Here is an 18578-nt window from a genome sequence, read left to right on the forward strand (position 1 = left end):
CCGCAGACTTCGGTCTGCGGGGTTTTTCTTTGCCAGACTAGCTTTGAGCTCAGCGTCGGTTCAGGGCGTCGGTCGCGGCGTCCACCATGCGGGCGAACTGTTCGACGGCGCTGTCGCGGGCGGCGGCGGGGCCTTCTTCACGCGCCAGGCCCGCCGCCAGGGCGCGCAGCATCGGCTCGACCACGGAGGGCGCGGTCAGGTACGGCGTCGCGCGGGCGTGATCCTGAACCGCGCGCACGAAATCGGTCAGGGCGCGGTCGATCCTGCCCGTTTCGATCGGAGAGACGGCGCTCAGCCGCGCCGCGACCGCCTGGCCGGTCTGGGCGGCCAGCACGCGCATGTCGCCGCCGACCACCGCCCCGCCCTGCTGGCCCTGTTCGGCCCAGACCTGAGACAGGGCCACGCCGCGATCCAGACTGTCCGCCGGATCGGGCAGGACCGCGCCGGCCAGTTCGGCCATCGCCTGGACGGCGGCGCCGACGGCCAATGCGCGGCCCTCGACGAACGACGCCCCGGCGGAGACCGCCGAGGCGCCGTTCGCGCCGGAGGTGGCGCTGGATTCAGTCATGCGTTCAGCGGCCGTCCAGCATGTTCAGGGCGTCGCGGCGCTCGTCCTCGAACCGCTGGGCCACGCCCGCCTGGACATCAGCGCGCGAGCTGGAGAAGTAGGCCAGTTCGCCGTTGCCGTCGCGACGGCCGCGCTCGTCATAGACGGCGTTGATGAGCGCCCGATCATAGTCAGGACTAGAGGCGTCGATCCCCTGGCGCTCGACCGCCGCCATGGCGCGGGTGACGACTGCCGTGTTCGGACCGTGATGGACCGAGGTCGACCACACCACGTCCTGAAGCGCATGCGAGCGGCTGGAAACGTCCAGGCCCGCATTCTCGATCCGGGCGGACTGCACGTCATAGTGGGTGCGCTCAATGAAGGCGTGCTGGGCGGCCTGGAAGGCTTCCGGCTCGCGCGCGGCGATGGCGCGCCAGGTGTCGGAGAAGGCGCGCGTGCCCGCCGCCGCCCCGCCGAACTCATCGGCCCAGCGCGCGCCGTCGGCGGCCAGGAACTCTTGCGGCCGGTTGCGGTTCACCGCCAACTGATAGGAGCCGTAGGACACCCCGCCGGGATCGCCCGAGCCGGACGACACCGTGCCGGGCCCACGCCCGCCCGTCTCATAGCGCGCCGACAGGGCGCCCAGGTCCGGATTGACGCCTTCCTGCGCCGTCGCGGGCGTCGCTTCAGCGGCGGGTTCGGACACCCGCGTCGCCGTCTCGGGCGCCGCGCCGTTCAAACGGATCTGCTGACCGACCTGAATCAGCGACGGATTGGCGATGCCGTTGTCCGCCGCCAGCTCGCGCCAACTCATCCCGTATTGCTGGGCGATGCCCGACAGGGTGTCGCCCCCGCGCACCGTATGAACGGCCGCCGTCTCGACCTGCGCCGCGCCTTGCCCCTGTCCCGCGCCGACCGGCAGCGTCACGGTCTGGCCGGGATGGATCAGGTTCGGATTGGTGATCTGCCGGTTCGCCGCCAGCAGATCGCCGACACTGACGCCATAGCGTTCGGCTATCCCGGACAGGGTCTCGCCCGCCCGGACGGTGTGGGCAGGCGCGGCGTCGCGCGCCCCGACGGCGGCGGACAGGCTGGTGGCGGAGGAAGCGGCGAGAGACATGGGTCGGCTCCAGAAGACGCGGTGATCCGTCAGGCCACTTTGGCCCCTCTTCGCGTGTCTGAAATCTGGGGCTTTCCCTAGCGGCGCTGTTCGCTGGCGCCCCGACATAGGGGATGTCCCTAGCTAAGGACGCCCCCAGCTTATGCCGCCGCCGTCCCGACCATAGGCTCGCTCCAACATCCGTCTGTATCGTGCAGGAGCCGGTCATGACCGTCACGCCTCTTTCGCCGTCCGTCGACACCCGCGTCCTGGCCTCGCCCGTCAACGGCCCCGTCGCTGGATCGCCCTCGACCAGCCGGGTCGATCAGGCGCTGGACACGATCCGCGACCGCCTGGACGAAGGCTTCTTCAACGACGTCTCCCAGGGCGACCTACGAGACATCAACGCCACGCTGAGCGGCCTGACGGCGGAAGAGCGCAACGCCGTGGTCTCCGAACTGTCCGACGACGAGCTGAACAAGTGGACTGACGAGCTCGACAATTCCGGCTTCCTCGGCATGGGCGGCGGGCTGAACGTGGACGAGCGCCGCGACCTGCACACGACGCTGGGCGGCTCGCTGGACGCCACCCAGCTGGAGCGCGTCTACAACGCCTATGACAACCGCGAGCAGAAGATCGAGCTGGCGCAGGGCGTCGCCACCCACGCGACGTCCGACGTGAAGACCGACTTCATCGCCGCCCTGGCGCCTCAGACGACCGAGGCCGACGGCATGGGCGGCGTGATGATCTCCGATCAGGGCGACACCGAGGGCCTGGCCGTGGCCCATGTGCTGGGCAGCCTGGGCGGCAACGCCTCCGCGCTCAGCACCGCCTATGCATCTTTGAGCGACACCCAGCTGTCGGCCGTCTTCGAGGCCGGAACCCAGCAGACCATGTACGCGAACATGCAGGGCGGCGTGCCGACCTACAGCTATGACGCCGGGCCGTTGGCCGCCGCCGTCGACGCCGCCGCCACCAGCCCCGACGCCGAGCTGAAGGCGCGGGTGTTCGAGCTGGCGGGTCGCCAGATGGCCAGCGTCTCGGGCGCCAACGGCGTGCTGACTCCCTCGCTCGGGACCGGCGACGCCGCTGACGAAATCCGCGCCAGCATGGAGGGCCTGCTGAAGTCCGACGTCAACGGCGTGGTCGACGCGCTGGAGCAGGACTATCAGGCCGGCAAGGGCATGACCGCCTTCCTGCAGGAGACCCTGGGTCAGGACGGCGGCGCCGACACCATCCGCGGGCTGGTCGACCAGCTGGCGCGCGGCAATGATCTGAAGGGCGACATGCTGCAACGCTTCACCGCCCCGACCCAGCAGGACGGCGGCGTCTTCTATCCGGCCGCCGAGCGCATGGGCTATTTCTCCGGCGCCCTGCATGAAGCCTTCGAGGGCGTGAACAAGGGCGCGGCCGAGAATGTCGATACGCTGAAGACCATCTTCGGCTTCGCCACCGGCAAGCTGCCCGGACCGGGCGTCAGCGACGCGACCGGCTGGCTGAGCGATCAGGTCTTCGACACGGCCCTGAGCCAGTATCAGAGCGGCCAGGCGGACCTGTTCGAGAGCATCGTGGCCTTGACCACCCCGACCGGCGCGGACGGCCGCCGCCCCTATGACGGCCCGGCCGAAGTCAGCTACAACGAGGGCTGGGAGTCCGTGACGCGGATCCCGCTGAACTGATCCTCATAGTCTGGCCGCGCCCGGACGGAAAGGACGCGGCCTTGCCTGCCCCCCGTTGGCTTCCAATCCTGGCGACCCTGACCATGCTGACCGCCTGCGACTCCTCCCCCGAGACGCCCCCTTCCGTCGCCGTCACGACCGAGAGCTTCATCGCGGCCGCAGCCCGGATCGATGCAGAGTCCCTCCCCCCCCTGGCCGCCGCCGTGGACGCCGACGCTGCGGGCGTGGCAAACCAGATTCAGAGCGGTCTGGGCGGTCGTCGGGCGTTACAGGCCTACGCCGCCGCCATGCTGGAGAACGGCGAGGCGGCGCATCTGGGGCGGCAATGGGCGGCGCTGACGGCCGATGTCCCCGCCCTGTCCGCCTCCGAACAGAAGGACGGTGGCGTCTGGCATCCCCGCGCCGAGGACGCCGGCTTCTTCACTGGCGGGGTCGCCGCCGCGCTGTCGCAAAACCCCAAGGCCCTGCCCGACTTCGCTCAAGGCGCAGGCGTCGCCCCGCCCGCTCCCGGCCAGGACGTCGCCGAATGGCTGTCAGCGCGCGTCGATGCCTTGCCTCGCCCCGCCCGCGCCGCCTTCGACCAGGCATTGCACGCGAGCGCCGCGAGCTAGGCGACGCCTCCAAGGTATCAGGTGTTCGAGCCGAGCATCCCGTTCCTAAAAACCAAGCATCTGCTTTAGCCGATCCGCATCAGTCGAGTTCTTCATACGAAGCCGCTGAAAGCTCTCGACGCCCGTAACGGCGCCGCGGACCAATGCGTCAAGCCTGGCGAAGGCTGGCTCGCTCATCTCCTTCCCTCTCTTCTCGCACACACGAGCTACCGCGCCGATTTCAAATAACTTGACTCGACCACCAACGTTTGGTCAATTTGAATTGCAGGCTAGCCTTCAAGAAAAAAAGAGGTTGTAATGCATAGGATTATTGTCGGTCCTGCATTCTAATTTTTTGCGTTATTCAGCGCTGCTTCTTCCGCGCAGTAAGTATGAGAATTCTCTCGCAGACTGCTGGATTCCATGCTCGGCAGCGCACCCCAGTGACTTTGCGAAGCGTTTCCAGTGTGTGTCAGCCTGCTGCGGTTGCTAGGTAGGAGATGGTTCCGATGAAATCTAATTTTATGCACCCGGCCATCTTCATGGCGTTTTTCACTTTGACAGGGTGTAGTCAATCGGAGCCTGAAGGCGCTGACGCGGGGGTGTCTGCGGTCACGTCAAGTGAACGACTCACCTCCGCGTCGGCATTCTATCGCGCTCAGCATTGCGATGCCGCCATTGCCAGTGATCCCCCTAGAGCGGGGCGCGTCTTTCATTATACGATGTCCAGCAGCGGCGAAAATCAGCCGCTCATGACGCGCGCCCAGACCATTCGCAGCGTCTCTGGAGACATGGTAAATTATGACGAGGTTCTGGGCATGGGCGAAATGTCGTCCCCGCCGGAATCGCGGCAGGCGCGTCTCGGTCTTCTTCTGACCGCCTCGACCGGCCGATCAATCCGATATGACGGCGCCGAGGACGCCATCAAGGGCTTGCAACCAGGCCACACCGTTAAAATTCCGATGACTGAAACGCTGTCCGATTCCGATGCGACGCCTGCCCAAGGCGAAGCCGTCGTGATGTTCGTCGGTTGCGGCGTAACGCACCCGACCGTCACGGGCGCGCCCGGTGAGCCTGTGCGGCTTTATCGCCTGAAAATGCCGCACGCCGCGCCTCAGGCCCCCGGACAAATGACTGAGGTCACGGAGTTGGAGATACTGCTGTCTCAACGCTATGGCTGGCCGGTCGTCGAAAGCGTGTCGGGCGGCACGATGGTGCTGACCTCCGTGTCGAACTAGCGCCATGCCGACGGAAGGCGGGTGGCGACGTTTTCTGCTGGCGGTGGCTGTTCTGTTCGCGGCCGCCTGTTCCGAGTCGGCCGGCGACAGCGCTTATGAAACGTCGGCGGTCGAGATCGGTGATGTGCGCGACATCGTACCCGCGACCGGCACGCTGCTCGCTGCCGGCATGGCCGAAGTCAGGGCGCCACGTGCGGGCGTTATGGCTGCGGTCTATGTCAAGGAAGGCGACACGGTGCGCGCCGGCCAGGTTCTGGCCACACTGTCGGCGCCGACGCGGGCGCCCGCGGGAGATATGGCCGATGCGGGCGCAGCCGCCTCGGAAGCCGCTATTCGCGAAGCCCAGATCGCCATCCGGCAAGCCGAGGAGCAGTTGGCGCGCAGCCGCACGCTGCAAGATCGGGGGTTCGTGAGCGCGGCTGCTACGGCTCAGGTTCAGGCCCAGGTGGACCGCGCCCGCGCCACGGTAGATCGCCTGACGGCGGAACGGACAGCGGCTCTTGCGCGGGCCAGGCTGGCCCAGGCCGAGGGCGTTGGTTCGGATATTCTCGCGCCGCTGGACGGGGTTGTGACCTTGGTCGACGCCCGCGTCGGACAGCGTGTCACGCCAGAGGATGCGCGCCCCCTGTTCCAGACTGTACAGGATGAAAAGGCCATGACGCTGGAAATCATGGTGTCCGAAGCCGATCTGAACCGTGTCAGCCTGGACAGTCAGGTGCTGTTCACCGTCGACTCATCGCCGGGCGTATTGGAGCAGGCGCGCCTTGTCAGTCTTGGTCGCGCGCCGATACGGGAGGGTCGGTTCGTGTCCTATCGCGCGCTTGCAGAATACGACAATTCGTTTGGCGTCCTGCGTCCTGGATTGTCCGCCTCGGTTCAGCTTGTTCGGGCCAACGCCAGAAACGTTCTGCGGATTCCAGCCCAGGCGACCTTCTACAAGCCAAACGGTTACGTGCCGCCGCTGCCTCCGGGCAAGCTCGAAGAGTTACTGGCTCAACATAAGGGCGACATGGGCATGGTTCGGGCGTCCGCCGACGGTCTGGAAATCGGTCGAATGCTGCGCACGGGCAAGCGCGTGGTCTTCGTGCTGGTCAACGGGTCGCCACAGCGCCGAGAGGTGCTTATCGGCGGCGAGACGGATGACTTCATAGAGATCACGGAAGGTCTGAGAGAAGGCGAACAAGTCGTTCTCAAGAACCGTACAGATTCACGCGGCGCCGTATGAACGATGGCGTCCAGGCTTGGGGACTGGGTCGAAACTATTCTTCTCGCGAAGGAGACGTGTCGGCGTTATCCGATGTGGACCTGAGCCTGACATGGGGACAATTCGTGGTCGTCCAGGGGCCGTCGGGGTGCGGCAAGTCGACGTTGCTGAACCTGTTGGGTCTTCTCGATACGCCGTCGGTCGGCCGTTTGAATATCGCCGGCGTCCCGGTGCATGAGTTGAGCGAGCGCGAGCGCGCCGGATTACGCCGATCCGAAATTGGTTATCTGTTTCAGGATGCGGGCCTGATTGAGCGAATGCGGGCCGTCGATAATGTAGAGATACCGCTGGCCTATCGCGGCGTCCCGCGAAGCCAAAGGCGCGCCAGAGCAGAGGCCGCTCTTAGAGAGCTTGGTCTATCGCATCGGCTGAAGGCGCTGACAGACACCTTGTCGGGCGGTGAACGCCAAAGGGTCGGATTAGCGCGAATTCTGGCGCAACGTCCGCGTCTGATCATCTGTGACGAACCCACAGCTTCACTGGACGAGGTCAATAGCCGCCTTGTCGTCGACCGCTTGATGCAACTGGCGGCTGAAGGCGCGCTGGTGGTCTGCGCCAGCCATGACCCTATTGTCATCGAGTCGGCCCACAGGCGGATTGAGCTGTCCCACGGACGAATGACGGCCATCACGGGCGGGGCGTCATGAACGTGCTGCGCTTCGCCGTATGGGGCGCAACCGCTCACCCATTGCGCACTCTGTCCCTGATCCTGTCGCTAGCGTCGGCTGTGGCCTGCGTTGTCTTTTCCGCTTCAGTATTGGGCGGCTTTTCGGAACGACTAGAACGTTTGGCTTTTGGAGATTACGCCACGACCCTGGTGATCCGAGCCAATGGTCTGGTTCCTTCCCGCCGAGGTCCGCCCTCACTCGATGACCAAGCGCGCCTTCTGCAGGAATTGGACAATGTCGAGAGCTCGGCAGCATGGGTCGAGACCTCGACGCCGTTGCAGGGACGAAACGAGACCCGTGCTTTGCGCGTATTTGGCGCCTATGGGGACTATCGGCGGGAGTTGGACGCCGATCTGGTCGCTGGCCGTTGGTTGACGACTGAAGAACTGGGAGGACTGACGCGGGTGTGCCTGGTCGGCGCGACTCTCGCCGATTTTCTCAGTGAAGAGCGCGGACAAGCCGCTCGCCTTGTAGGGGATGAGCTCTCCCTAGGAGGACCACGCTGTGAAGTGGTCGGGGTTCTGGACTATGCCAACACGCGACCAGCCGGACGTTTCAACGACGCCATCATCGCCCCCTTCCTTTCAGCGCATCGTTTCTTCGACGCACGACCGGAGTCTGACAACCCGTCGATCGGTCCGCGAGAAGCCAGTTGGCTCAGCTTCTTCATGGCGCCCGAGGTCGACATCCAGGACGTCCGATTCCAGGCGGACCGACTGATGCGACGCATGGCCGGCGTGCCGATGTCGCGCGCCAGTCCTTACAGTTACGACGACCCAGGGGCCGATATCCTGGAGCAGATCAGGCAGCGGCGCGCCCTCTCTCGTCTGTTGTGGACGATTACCGGGGCGGCGCTCGTCGCCAGCCTGATCGGATATGGCGGCATCGCACTAGCGGCCACCGTTCAAAGGCGCCGCGAGATTGCGCTGCGTCTTGCAATGGGCGCGGATATGCGCGGCATCTTGGCCCAAATCACGGTCGAGCACGCCTTGGTCGGAGCCGTCGCCTCAGCGATCGGACTTTCCGCCGGCATCGGCGCAGCGGCGATGGCCTCTCGACTATGGGACTGGCCGGTCAAGCTTGATCTATCGGCAGGGCTGCTCGCTGTGAGCGCAGGTTGGAGCCTTGGAATTGCGATTGGGATCATCGCTGCATGGCGCGCCGCCAACACTCCGCCTTCCATAGCGGCCAAAGGTTAGGCTCCGACTTCATAATCATAAAAGAGCGCCGCTAGGGTCGGGAAAAGACAGGCGGTTGGTCCGCCATCATGCCTTTGACCTGCAAGACATCCATGATGTCTGTCCGCGCCGCAGTCTATCGCCCTGCAGTCATTGCCCCCGCCAGACAGATCATCTGGACATTCGCCAAAATTGCTGCAGAGAAACTGATTCCACTTGTCGCCCGACTAAAGCCCGGAGCCTCTAGTTGATCCGCACCCCAAGTCTAGGGAAGACCCTAGCAGCGCGGTTCGGCGAGCAGCGATAGAGTGACTGCATAGGATCGGGAGGCGACCATGCAGATCGACCGGATCGGCGCGACATCGTTTCAACCTCAGACGACGCCCGCGGCGGCGCGCTTCGACGACGATCCGCGCGTCGCCCTGGACTGGGCGCCGCCGCCCGCTGCGCCGGTGCAGACCCAGGCCGTCGTCGCCCCCGCCCGTTCGGACAATGTCGTCGATCTGGACGCCGCGCGCACGCATCTGGCGCTGTCGGCCGACGTCTATAACGATACGCCTTCCCCGCCTGACGGCTGGCGCGTAGCCGGACCGGACGACCTGGACCGCTTGCGGTTGACGCCCGACCTGCTGGAGCGCGCCGATTCCGAGTTCCGCGCCCGCGTCTATGCCAGCGACGAGGGCGGCCAGACCCGCTACGTCGTCGCCTTCCGCGGCTCCCAGGCGGGCGAGGACTGGCTCAACAACGGCCAGCAGGCGCTGGGCCTGTCCTCCGAGCACTATGACAAGGCCCTGCGCATCGGTCAGCGGCTGGCCGCCGTCGAGGCGGACGTCACCCTGACCGGCCATTCGCTGGGCGGCGGCATGGCCTCGGCCGCGTCCCTGGCGTCGGGCCATGACGCGGACACCTTCAACGCCTCCGGCCTGCACGCCTCGACGATCGAGGCCGCCCAGGCGGGCGGGCGCCCGACGCCCGATATCTACGCCTTCTACCTCAAGGGCGATCCGCTCAGCCTGCTGCAGGACGGCGGCGACCGCATCATCCTCGGAGGCCTTGGAGCGGTTCTGTTCGGCCCGCTCGGCGGCGTGGCCGCCGGATGGGCGGGCGACGCGCCCGAGGCTGTCGGCGACCGCATCCCCGTGTCCCCCACCCCGCCCGAGGACCAGTCCTGGTGGAATTGGACGCCCGGCGCCCTGCACGGCGTCGAATGGTTCCAGTCCAGCCTGGACGCCATGCGATAAGGCGGCGGAACGGCCTCGACCCGCCGACAGTTCAACGCCAAGATGCGCCTCTTCACGCCGATCCTTCTCGCTGGAGTTCTGATGAGCGGTTGCGACGCCCGCGCCGACGGTTTTGTCGTCGGCACCGTCCTGCCCTCCCCGGCCAACGTGGCCGCGCTGGGCCGGGACGGCCATTCCACCCGCGACATGGTCGAGGCGGTCCGCGACGGCGACCTGGCGAAGGCCCGCCGTCTGCTGGACGCCGATCCCGCCCTGGCCCGCATCGGCGACGGCCGGAATCTGGATCTTCTGACCCTGGCCGTCGCGCGCGATGACCGGGCCATGGTCAGCCTGCTGCTGGAAAAGGGCGCCCCGCCCGACGGCCCGAACGGCGAGACCTCGCTCAGCCTGGCCCTGCGCGCCCGCGAGCCCTGGCACGCCCAGGCTCTGCTTCAGGCAGGCGCCTCGCCTGATCCGGTCGCGCCCGACGCCTTCTGGCCGCTGGACGAGGCTATCGCCCTGAACTCGCTCGGCGCGGTGCGTCTGCTGCTGGATCACGGGGCCGACGTGAACCGGGCCGACCGCACCGGGGGCACGCCGTTGGAAGCCGCCGTCGCCATGCGCAACTACCGGATCGCCGAACTTCTGCTGGAACGCGGCGCCGATCCCTGGGCGGTCGGCGTCAACGGCGACACCATCGCCGCTGCCCTGAACGCCGCCGTTCGCCCTGCCGAACCCGTCGAGGTCCAGGCCGAAGCGCGCGTCAAAGCCCGCATGACCGCCGCCGGCTGGCGCTTCCCCCCGCCCTCGGCCCAGGCCGTGCGCGCCGACGTCCTGGCCGGCCGCTGGCCGCCCGCCGGCGTAGAAGGCGGCCGCCCGCCCTCGCCCGAGCTGGTGCGACGGATGCGAGAACTTTGGCCGAGCGAAAGCTCACGATAATCAGCTATCAAGGAAGCGTCCGCGGACTGGCGCGGACGCCGGAGTCAAGGAACTGCGGACGATCAGTCCAGGTCAGCAGCTTGACCAGCGTTCCTCCCGGTCTGGCGAACGCCTCGCACACAGCCGGCTCCGGCGGAGCATGGTCAGACGCCGCCTGCGCGCCATCGCGCAACCCTTCCCAATAGATCTCGAAAGCGTCCTTCTGTTCTTCGAGCAGAAGTAAGAGCCCGGCGTTCATGTCCTGACGTCCATTGGCGACGATCAGGCGCGCATCGTCTTCGGACAGCAGTTTGCAGAGGACGCCTGTCGCTACGAGTCTCTCGATCCGTACAGACAGGGCGGCCTGCGACTTCACCAGCCTGAACTGAACCTCGGCGAATTCGGGATCCGTCCGCATCAGATGCTGCAGGACTTCCCGCGCTGCCTCCTCATCGGCGCTCGACACAATCTGAGCCGGCGCCGGTCCCGCCATTGTCAGAACCACGACCAAGGCCAACACGCCGGTCATCCGTCGTCCGATCATCAAGAACTCCCGCCACGCGACATGGATCGTCGCACCGGAGCGGATTATCCAATAATTCTGATCATCGCTCAATAATTTTACGCGGCGTCGCTCCCGCGTGGACCAGGGTTTCCCATACCCGCTCCAGAGCCAGGGCGACGGGCCGATCCAGCCCCATGAGAGCGAAGCTGCCGTTCAAATCGAACACGCAATGTCCATGGACGACGGCGATAAGAGACCGGGCCAGTCGCGGCGCGCCCGCATGGGCGTCGGACGGCAGGACAGCCGCCACCTCTTCGACGATGATCTGCGTCAGCTCGCCGCGCAGCGCGTTCTGCGCATCGGACAAGGTCACGTCCGGCGGCAGATGATGGTCGTAGATGGCGTTCCAGCTGTGCTCATTGGCTGTGGCGAAGTCGAAATAGGCCTGAACCAGACAGCCGATGCGGTCATCCGGCGCCGTGATCAGTCGTTCGCGCACATGGTCGGCCCAGAGCTGGAATGTGCGGGTGTTGATCGCGATCAGCAGCTGATCCAGCGTACCGAAGACGTTGTACAGGGTGCCGATCGAATAGCCGACGCGCTTGGCCACCTCGCGCGCTGAAAAACGCGCAAAGCCGACCTCGGCCATATGCTTGTGGCCCTCAACTACGAACAGATGCTCGAGTTCCTGCCGTGTATGATCCGATCGCCTGCCCATAGCTCGACATAGCAGGCGAACAACGCGGATCGAAGGTCAAAGATTAACCACGCCCGCCTCGCCCGACCTGCCCTTTGGCGCCGCCTCAGCCTGGGATGGGACCAATCGGCCAATTGCTGAGCGTCTCCATATCCCCTTCCTCGGCCGGGCACGGCGCATAGAGGGTGAAGGCCTGGTCGCCTTCGAAATACCAGTCCGCGCCCTGTTCGTATTTCACAATGCCGGTGGAGTAGCAGACTGCGGCCTTGCTACCGTCCGGAATCATCAAGATGGCCCAGTTGGTGGAGCCCGCCCCTACCGGATCATAGCCATGAAGCAAGAACCGCCCGCGCGTCTCGGTCACGACGCCGACGACATTACCGTCAAAGAAGACGGCCTTCTGGATATCGCGATCCACGCCGGAAGCGTCGATGGCGGCGCGCACGTCTGGGTGCTGGAAGAAGGTGACGCCCTGAACAGGCTCCGTCGGATGTTTGCCGACATAGGCCGAAAGCGGCGGCGCCTCGCCGTCCCGCGCCGACGCAACAGCCACGGCCGGCGCGCTCGTTTCAGCCTGAGCCGTTATGGCCGGCGCCTCGGCGCGGGCATCATCTTCGGCTTGAGAACAGGCGGCGAGCATTGCGGCCAAGGTGAATGCGCCGAGGGCGGCGCAGGCGGTCCTGTGGGTCATAAAAATTCCTGCAATGTACAAGTTCGTGAGACGCCTATTGCTCGACCGCGAGCATCTCGATCGTCAGAGGATCATCTTCGGTCCCGCGCCCGAAGAGGCTGGCGACGATCGTCTGTCCCTGCGCCGTGGACTGCGGCGCGCTCTTCATCGAACGACCGCCGTCAAGCTCGTCTTCAAAGACCGTGAAGCTGGAGCAAGTCGCTTGGCCCAGTCGATCGGCGAAGGCCCGGTCGATCTCGCCGCGCCAGCCCGGGAGGCTCACCGGGGCGGACATTTCGACCTTCTTGCCGACGATCCGTCCGTCACGGCCCCATCTATAGTTCACCCCGTCCTGCGCCTGAGCCCAGCACCCCGTGCGACCGCAGTGCAGCGTTCCAAGGGGCGCCGCCGCCATAAGCTGCTGCTGTTGCGCCTGCGTCAGCACCTGACCGATATACAGGTTTCCCTTGTCCAGCGACGCACAAGCGTCCTGCGCCAGTGCTCCTGTCGCCGCCAGTGATACGGCGACGGACAATCCAATCATGAGTATGCGCATTCAGATATCCATATGTCTCTGCATCGCCGTTCATGACGGCGGGATCCTCAAGATAAGAGCGGCCCCTAGCAGGCGGGAACCCGGCTCGGCCCGTCCAGCTTGAATTGGCCGTCGGCGCCACGCCTGTAGGTCTCGCTGAAACGAACGGACCCGCTGTAGGACACCGTGAAGCTACGGCCCTGCTCAGCAGACGTGATCACGCCGTCGACGCCCGCGTCGCCATCATCGGCGCTGGCGTCCGAAAAGGACGTCTGGAAGCGCGCGATATCTACGGGGCCGGAAGGCGTCAACTCGGTCAGGACGGCATATCCGCAAGCCCGCCCCTGCCACACGCCGCCGCCCTCGGTGAAAAGAACGGGATTGTCCGCGATCGCCTTGGTCCAACCCCATCGCGCTGCAGGATTGCCGACCACGCCTGTGGCGCCGACATCGAGCCATTCGCCCTGCAGCGTATAGGGATAGCGAGGCGCCCCTGTCGGATGATCCAGATAGTGCACGGCATTGAGACCCGAACAGGCCTGGCCTGTGCAATCGTTGGCCCCGGTGCTCACCAATGCGACCCGGGTGTCGGTTAGCGGGATGAACGCCAGCGGTACGAAGGCGTAGACGTCCTCACCTCCCACCTGACGCCGAGCCTCGTTCCGATCCGCATTGGGGAAGGCCACGTAAAAGGCTGCAGGCGTGCCCGTCGGGACTGCGTCTCGATCAACATCAGCGATTTCAATCAGCGACGCGCCAGGTTCCGCCTGGACGGTGACCGGAGCCGCAACAACCGTTGCAAGCCCGAAAACAAGGGTGATCCCGTAACGCTTCATCAGTTTTCCGCCTCAATCGCTTCGCCGTCAAAGACGGCGCTCATCCACAAATTAAACACCGCTCATATCCATGCGCAATAGGGATTCTCCCTAAATTATACATCGATCATTTAACTTATGCCCGCCACTGCCGCGCCGCGCCTCGGTCGTCCGCAGTCCTTCTTGCGCTCCCCCGCTCGCTTCAACATCAATAAAATGAACCGAAACGCCGCCCCGACTCCATCATCAGGAAGTCGGTGCGCGTGACGTCGAAGTCAGTTCCGTGCACGCGCCTTCACCGCTAGGCTCGTCGTCAAACACAAGGAAACCCCTGCTCATGCCGACTCTCTACTTCGCGCCCGGAGCCTGTTCGTTGGCGCCGCATATCGTTCTGGAGTGGATCGGCGCGCCGTATGTGGCGACGAAGGTCGGCTATGGCTCACCAGAACTTCTGGCCGTGAACCCGGCCGGGGCGGTGCCGACCCTGATCGAAGGCGACGGTTGGCTGTTGACCCAAGCCGGGGCGATCCTGGACTATCTGGCCGCAAAGCATCCCGAAGCCGACCTGGCGGGCGGCGACAGCTTGCGAGAAGTCGCCGAGGCGCATCGCTGGTCGTCATTCTTCACCGGCGACCTGCACCCCGCATTCTTCCCTGTCTTCATGCCTTATCGCTATACGACCGGTGGCGCCGCCGCGCACGAGCAGGTGGTGGACGCGGGCTACGCCCTCGTCCGCAAGCAGTTGACGATCCTGAACAGCCACCTGGACGGCAAGGACTGGGTTCTGGGCCGTCGTTCGATGATCGACGCCTACGCCTTCCCTATGATCCGCTGGGCCATCGCCCGCGTTCCAGGCGGCCTCGCCGACTTCCCTCATGTCCAGGCCCTTCACGACCGCATGGCCGCGGATCCCGCCGTCCAGAAAGTACTGGCGCACGAAGCGGCGGCATAGCCTACATACCGAAGCGGATACAGCCGGGCTGCGGCGCCCCAGGATCGGGATCATAGCCCTCTCCCGCTCAGATTCCGGCCGCCTGTCTCAACCTGCCCAGACAGGCGGTCGACGCTGCGCCCACGGCCGGGCCTGCTCCAACTCAAAAGCCAGTTCCAGCAGGGTGCGCTCGTCGCCGCGACCCGCCGCGAACTGGAGCCCGACAGGCAGGCCTTCTTCGGTCCAGTGCAGCGGGAGGCTGATCGCCGGGCCGCCGACTGCGTTCTGAAGCATCGTGTAGTCGGCGTACTCGACCAGCCTCTGGGCCAGATCGCCCAGAGGCATGGAGGCGTTGATCTCGCCTACCTTGACCGGCGGCTTCAGAAGAACGGGCGTCAGCACGACATCCCGGCTCGCGAACTGGGCGTAATAGGCGGCGGCATGCGCAGGCACGCGCGACAGCACGATCTGAAGCGCCGCCTCGGACACCATCGTCCCCATTAGCGCTACAGCCTGCGACGCCGACTCGACCTGATCGATCATCGCCTGGCGCTCCAGCCCGTTGTCCGCCGCCAGCCGATCCGCCATGCGGTCGCCGTACGCGAGATAGATCTGAGCGAAGTCGGCCTGAAAGGCTTGAGCGTCCAGCGGCCAGGCGTCCTCGCGCACATCATGACCAAGCCCTTCAAGCAGGCGAACAGCCGCCGTCAACGCTTCAATCACTTCCGGCGAAGGCGCCCGCCCGCCCAGGCTGGTCGCGATCACGCCGACCCTGAGACGCCGCGCCGCCGCGCCCTTGACCTGGCCGACGGGCGGCAAGCCATCCACGCCGCTCGTCTCTACGACGGCCAGAAGATTGGCGCTGTCGCGGACCGTGCGGCTGACGCAGAAGTGGCTGGACAGGTTCAGTTCCGGAAACCACCTGTCCGGACTGGGCGTGCGGCCCCGCGAGAGCTTGAGACCGACCAGGCCGCAATTGCTCGCCGGAATGCGGATCGAACCCGCGCCGTCCCATGCGTCGGCCATAGGAATGATCCCAGCGGCGACGGCGGCGGCCGCTCCGCCTGATGACCCGCCTGGCGTATGCTGCAGGCTCCACGGATTGCGCGTGATCCCGTAGGCCTCAGTCTCGGTGGTGGGCAAAGCCCCGAACTCGCTCATCGTCGTACGACCGAAGACGTTGACGCCTGCCGCCTCCATTCGTGAAATCGTGGGGTTCGTCTTCGTCGACATAGCCAGGGAGCCGTCGATGCGGGAGCCCAGATGGCGACGCACGCCCGCCAATTCGGTCTCGTCCTTCAGCAGATAGGGAACGCCTGCAAAAGCGCCTTCGGGCGCGATCCGGTCTGCACGCGCCCGCGCTCGATCGTACAGCGTCTCGCTGAGGCAGTTGAGGCGTCCGTTCACCGCCTCCGCCCGATTGATCGCCGCTTCCAGCAACTCCAGCGGCGTCACCTCGCGGGCCCGCACCTTCTGCGCCAGACCAGTGGCGTCCAGATCAGCCAGCACATCTTGCGCAAAGGCCGCCGAAGCGAGCCCGGCCAGACCCAGGACGGACGCTCCCTTCAGCACCGCGCGGCGGTCCGGAATACGCGACCCATGTCCTTGTCCCTTCATCCGTCAGCCCTCTGCTTCAAAAAGACGACGACCGGCCATGTCGCTCATGGCAGAGCGCTCGCCATAGCGTCCCGTCCCGCCTGGATCGCCAGATCGACCTGAGACGACGGCAAGGAAAGACGAGTGGGAATATGCAACAGCACCCTGGCGCGCTCGGGCGGCAGATCGGCGAAGGCGACCATCTCGGCGGAATAGCTCAAGGCGGCGCAGTTCCAACCCGGCTGAGCGCCCAGAGCCCGCGCCTGCTCGGCCGTCAGGGCGCAGCGCCAGGCGATCGTCCGCCGCTCCCACTGTTCAAGATGCCCTCGAAATGCGTCATAGGCGTTGCGCTTGGCTGCGTCGGTCGAATGATCGGCGACGGCCTCGACGATCTGCCGACCATCCGGCCCCTGAGGCGTCAGCCCCCAGGGACGGCGGGTGGCCCGTTCGCCATTGATCACGATCACGCGCAGGCGACGCAAACGCACGGCGTCGGCTGGCGACAGCATCGGGCCATAGGGCCGGCTCGACGCCGCCTGGATGACCGGCAGGCCGGACAAGCCGAAGTTGTCGACCACGCCGCCGTCCAGAAGGTGAATGTAGCGCAGACGTTCGGAGTCGCGGAACGTCTGGAAAGCGCGCGCCGCGTCCCGAACCGTCATGGCCTGGTCGCGCGCCTCAGCCATTCGCCCCACCCAATCCGGCAAGGGCGCGGGACAATCGCGGTTGAACGTTTCCAGCACTACCGGCCGGACAGCGAAAGGATAGGCCGCCGATGCCGCCACGGCGTCGGCGAGAAGAACGTCATCAAGGTCGCTGCACAGGGCGTCGAACCAGGGAGCGGCAAAGGCGAAAGGGACGCTGGTCGACAGCTCGACCGCATTCAGCACCACAGGCGGACCCGACAGATCCCCCATACGCGCTTGGCCATAGACTTCGCTCTCCAACCAACCGGCGATCCGCGCGCGTCCGTTCAATCCGCCCCGCCGCAGCCGTGACCAGTTGGCGGGCCACAACAGATCGTCATGCACCGCCCCCTGCCAATCCTTGTCAAGCATGGCGGCGCGGAAGCCTTCCAGCCCTTCCGGTCCATGCAGGCCGAACCAGGCGGCGGTCAGCGATCCCCCGGACACGCCCGTGACGAAAGCCACCTGATCGATCCAACGTCGCCCATCGGATCGACGCCGATCCTTGAGCTCAAGCAGCGCGCCGTAGGAGAAGGCGGCTGCACGCGCGCCTCCGCCTGAAAAGGCCAGGGCCACGGCTTCATCCGACAAGCCCAGGTCCCGCAGTTCCCCTCCCTGTTCACTGGGCGCGCTCCGGCCGGATCGGAGCGGTCCGTTGATCGGCGCCATGTCAGCCCCGCTCGCACAGCCCGCCAGCACGAGCGCGCTGGCAACGATCAGGGAAAGAAGCCTCAAGGCCACGGGACCGCGTCCAGGACAGCGTCAGGCGACAGGCGCGTTCAACGCCTTCAACCCCGTCTCGACCGCCTGCAGCCGCTCATCCGAGATCAAACCGCCCGAAAAGGGCTTCAGCGCCTTCAGGCTCATGCCCTTGAATTGTTCATAGCGCGCATGGGTGGTCAGGCCCGGCAGTTCGCGGTCCAGAACAGCCTTGGCGCCCGCATCCGCGACCAGTTGCTGGATCGGCGTATCCAGGGTGAAGGCCGCCCGCAACTCAGCAACCGGGGCAGGCGCCGTCTGTTCGGCAGACGTCTGTGGGGATGCACAGACCGCCGAAGACGGAACCACAACAAGAAGCACCAGTGAAACCAGATGACGCATGAAACCTTGCCTCCAGGAGGAAAACGAGGGCGGCGCGTGAACACTCGCCGCCCCCAGGCTGTGAGAAGACGGCCTTAGTTGATCGTGGTCGCCGGCGAGACCGTCAGCGTACCGGCCAGACGGCAGAAGCCGATCGCCGTGGTCGGGACGGTGACGCTGCTGTTGGCGTTGTTCCACGGCACGCGGATGTCCGTGCCCGAGCAGGAGCCCAGGCGCGTGTCCACGACCAGTTCTTCGATCGACAGTTCGCTGGACGACACCGCGTTGATGCGTACCGGCAGTTGGATGCCGTCATCGCAAGACAGCGGGCCGGACACGTTGACGCTGGACAGGCCGGTCAGGGTGAAGCCGGTGGCGTCCGCCGTACCGGTGAAGGTCGCATTGCAGACCGTGTCGAACCAGCTGACGCCGTTCAGGCCCTGGGTCAGCTGACCCGAGACGGTAACGGCGCCGGTCGGCGAAACAGTCTGGGCCGAAGCAGCCGAAGCGGCGGCGACCATGCTGGCGGCGGCAAGGGCGATTACAGAGATCTTGGACATATACTTCATAGTCTTTATTCCTAGTTGATGAGGTATTGGCTAGAAGCAGGTACGCTCGCCGCTTAAATATGCAGCAATGAATACATACACACAAAAGATGAC

20 protein-coding genes are annotated in these 18578 nt (G+C 65.7%); 9 read left to right on the plus strand and 11 right to left on the minus strand.

The genetic code is table 11. From position 1 onward, the window contains the following. Positions 1-49: 49 nt before the first annotated feature. Both ABC419_RS13290 and ABC419_RS13295 read right to left on the minus strand, forming a co-directional pair. A complete protein-coding gene (locus ABC419_RS13290) occupies positions 50-568 on the minus strand; it encodes a hypothetical protein (RefSeq protein WP_412877169.1) in 519 nt (172 codons plus the stop codon). 4 nt (positions 569-572) lie between these two features. After that, positions 573-1667 (minus strand): LysM peptidoglycan-binding domain-containing protein, encoded by a 1095-nt coding sequence (locus ABC419_RS13295; protein ID WP_412877168.1) that lies wholly within the window; start codon positions 1665-1667, stop codon positions 573-575. A gap of 206 nt (positions 1668-1873) precedes the next feature. On the opposite strand from ABC419_RS13295, the gene ABC419_RS13300 reads away from it, so the two are divergent. The 8 genes from ABC419_RS13300 to ABC419_RS13335 all read left to right on the plus strand — a co-directional run bounded on the left by ABC419_RS13300 (position 1874) and on the right by ABC419_RS13335 (position 10422). Next, positions 1874-3325 carry a hypothetical protein gene (locus ABC419_RS13300; RefSeq protein WP_412877167.1) on the plus strand — a complete coding sequence of 484 codons (1452 nt, stop codon included), beginning with the start codon at positions 1874-1876 and terminating at the stop codon, positions 3323-3325. A 41-nt stretch (positions 3326-3366) separates the two neighbouring features. Beyond that, on the plus strand, positions 3367-3936 hold the full coding sequence (locus tag ABC419_RS13305; protein WP_412878785.1) for a hypothetical protein: 570 nt from the start codon (positions 3367-3369) through the stop codon (positions 3934-3936). A gap of 488 nt (positions 3937-4424) precedes the next feature. Next, complete coding sequence (locus tag ABC419_RS13310; RefSeq protein ID WP_412877165.1) at positions 4425-5153, plus strand: hypothetical protein; 729 nt, start codon at positions 4425-4427, stop codon at positions 5151-5153. Between the two features lie 4 nt (positions 5154-5157). Then, a complete protein-coding gene (locus tag ABC419_RS13315; protein WP_412877164.1) occupies positions 5158-6378 on the plus strand; it encodes an efflux RND transporter periplasmic adaptor subunit in 1221 nt (406 codons plus the stop codon). After that, complete coding sequence (locus tag ABC419_RS13320) at positions 6375-7064, plus strand: ABC transporter ATP-binding protein (RefSeq protein WP_412877163.1); 690 nt, start codon at positions 6375-6377, stop codon at positions 7062-7064. The genes ABC419_RS13315 and ABC419_RS13320 overlap by 4 nt, the downstream gene beginning before the upstream one ends. Further along, positions 7061-8284 (plus strand): ABC transporter permease, encoded by a 1224-nt coding sequence (locus ABC419_RS13325; RefSeq protein ID WP_412877162.1) that lies wholly within the window; start codon positions 7061-7063, stop codon positions 8282-8284. Before ABC419_RS13320 ends, ABC419_RS13325 begins: the two co-directional genes overlap by 4 nt. 314 nt (positions 8285-8598) lie before the next feature. Further along, positions 8599-9504, plus strand: coding sequence for a Tle-like phospholipase domain-containing protein (locus ABC419_RS13330; protein WP_412877161.1), 906 nt, complete (start codon positions 8599-8601; stop codon positions 9502-9504). A gap of 81 nt (positions 9505-9585) precedes the next feature. Further along, positions 9586-10422, plus strand: coding sequence for an ankyrin repeat domain-containing protein (locus ABC419_RS13335; protein WP_412877160.1), 837 nt, complete (start codon positions 9586-9588; stop codon positions 10420-10422). 7 nt (positions 10423-10429) lie between these two features. On the opposite strand, the gene ABC419_RS13340 is transcribed toward ABC419_RS13335, so the two are convergent. From ABC419_RS13340 to ABC419_RS13360, 5 genes are all read right to left on the minus strand, one after another. After that, positions 10430-10945, minus strand: coding sequence for a hypothetical protein (locus ABC419_RS13340; RefSeq protein ID WP_412878786.1), 516 nt, complete (start codon positions 10943-10945; stop codon positions 10430-10432). A gap of 61 nt (positions 10946-11006) precedes the next feature. Then, complete coding sequence (locus tag ABC419_RS13345; protein ID WP_412877158.1) at positions 11007-11555, minus strand: TetR/AcrR family transcriptional regulator; 549 nt, start codon at positions 11553-11555, stop codon at positions 11007-11009. Positions 11556-11709: 154 nt separating this feature from the next. After that, complete coding sequence (locus tag ABC419_RS13350; protein WP_412877157.1) at positions 11710-12294, minus strand: hypothetical protein; 585 nt, start codon at positions 12292-12294, stop codon at positions 11710-11712. A 34-nt stretch (positions 12295-12328) separates the two neighbouring features. Continuing rightward, on the minus strand, positions 12329-12817 hold the full coding sequence (locus tag ABC419_RS13355; protein WP_200216395.1) for a hypothetical protein: 489 nt from the start codon (positions 12815-12817) through the stop codon (positions 12329-12331). 77 nt (positions 12818-12894) lie between these two features. Beyond that, positions 12895-13644: a hypothetical protein gene (locus ABC419_RS13360; protein WP_412877156.1), complete on the minus strand. Its 750-nt coding sequence runs from the start codon at positions 13642-13644 to the stop codon at positions 12895-12897. 316 nt (positions 13645-13960) lie between these two features. Here ABC419_RS13360 and ABC419_RS13365 point away from each other — a divergent pair, with 316 nt between their 5' ends. Then, positions 13961-14575, plus strand: coding sequence for a glutathione S-transferase family protein (locus tag ABC419_RS13365; RefSeq protein ID WP_412877155.1), 615 nt, complete (start codon positions 13961-13963; stop codon positions 14573-14575). Between the two features lie 87 nt (positions 14576-14662). Here the strand turns inward: ABC419_RS13365 and ABC419_RS13370 are convergent, their stop codons facing one another. The 4 genes from ABC419_RS13370 to ABC419_RS13385 form a co-directional block, all read right to left on the minus strand. Further along, on the minus strand, positions 14663-16171 hold the full coding sequence (locus ABC419_RS13370) for an amidase family protein (protein WP_412877154.1): 1509 nt from the start codon (positions 16169-16171) through the stop codon (positions 14663-14665). 44 nt (positions 16172-16215) lie between these two features. Continuing rightward, positions 16216-17427, minus strand: coding sequence for a patatin-like phospholipase family protein (locus ABC419_RS13375; protein WP_412877153.1), 1212 nt, complete (start codon positions 17425-17427; stop codon positions 16216-16218). Positions 17428-17598: 171 nt separating this feature from the next. Beyond that, positions 17599-17937, minus strand: a complete 339-nt coding sequence (locus tag ABC419_RS13380) for a hypothetical protein (RefSeq protein ID WP_200167820.1) — start codon at positions 17935-17937, stop codon at positions 17599-17601. A gap of 74 nt (positions 17938-18011) precedes the next feature. Next, entirely contained in the window at positions 18012-18485 is a 474-nt protein-coding gene (locus ABC419_RS13385) for a PraA/PraB family alkane oxidation protein activator (RefSeq protein WP_200167821.1), read from the minus strand. Positions 18486-18578: the final 93 nt, after the last annotated feature.

Source organism: Brevundimonas phoenicis, from assembly GCF_047237745.1.
In the GTDB taxonomy this organism is placed as follows: Bacteria; Pseudomonadota; Alphaproteobacteria; order Caulobacterales; family Caulobacteraceae; genus Brevundimonas.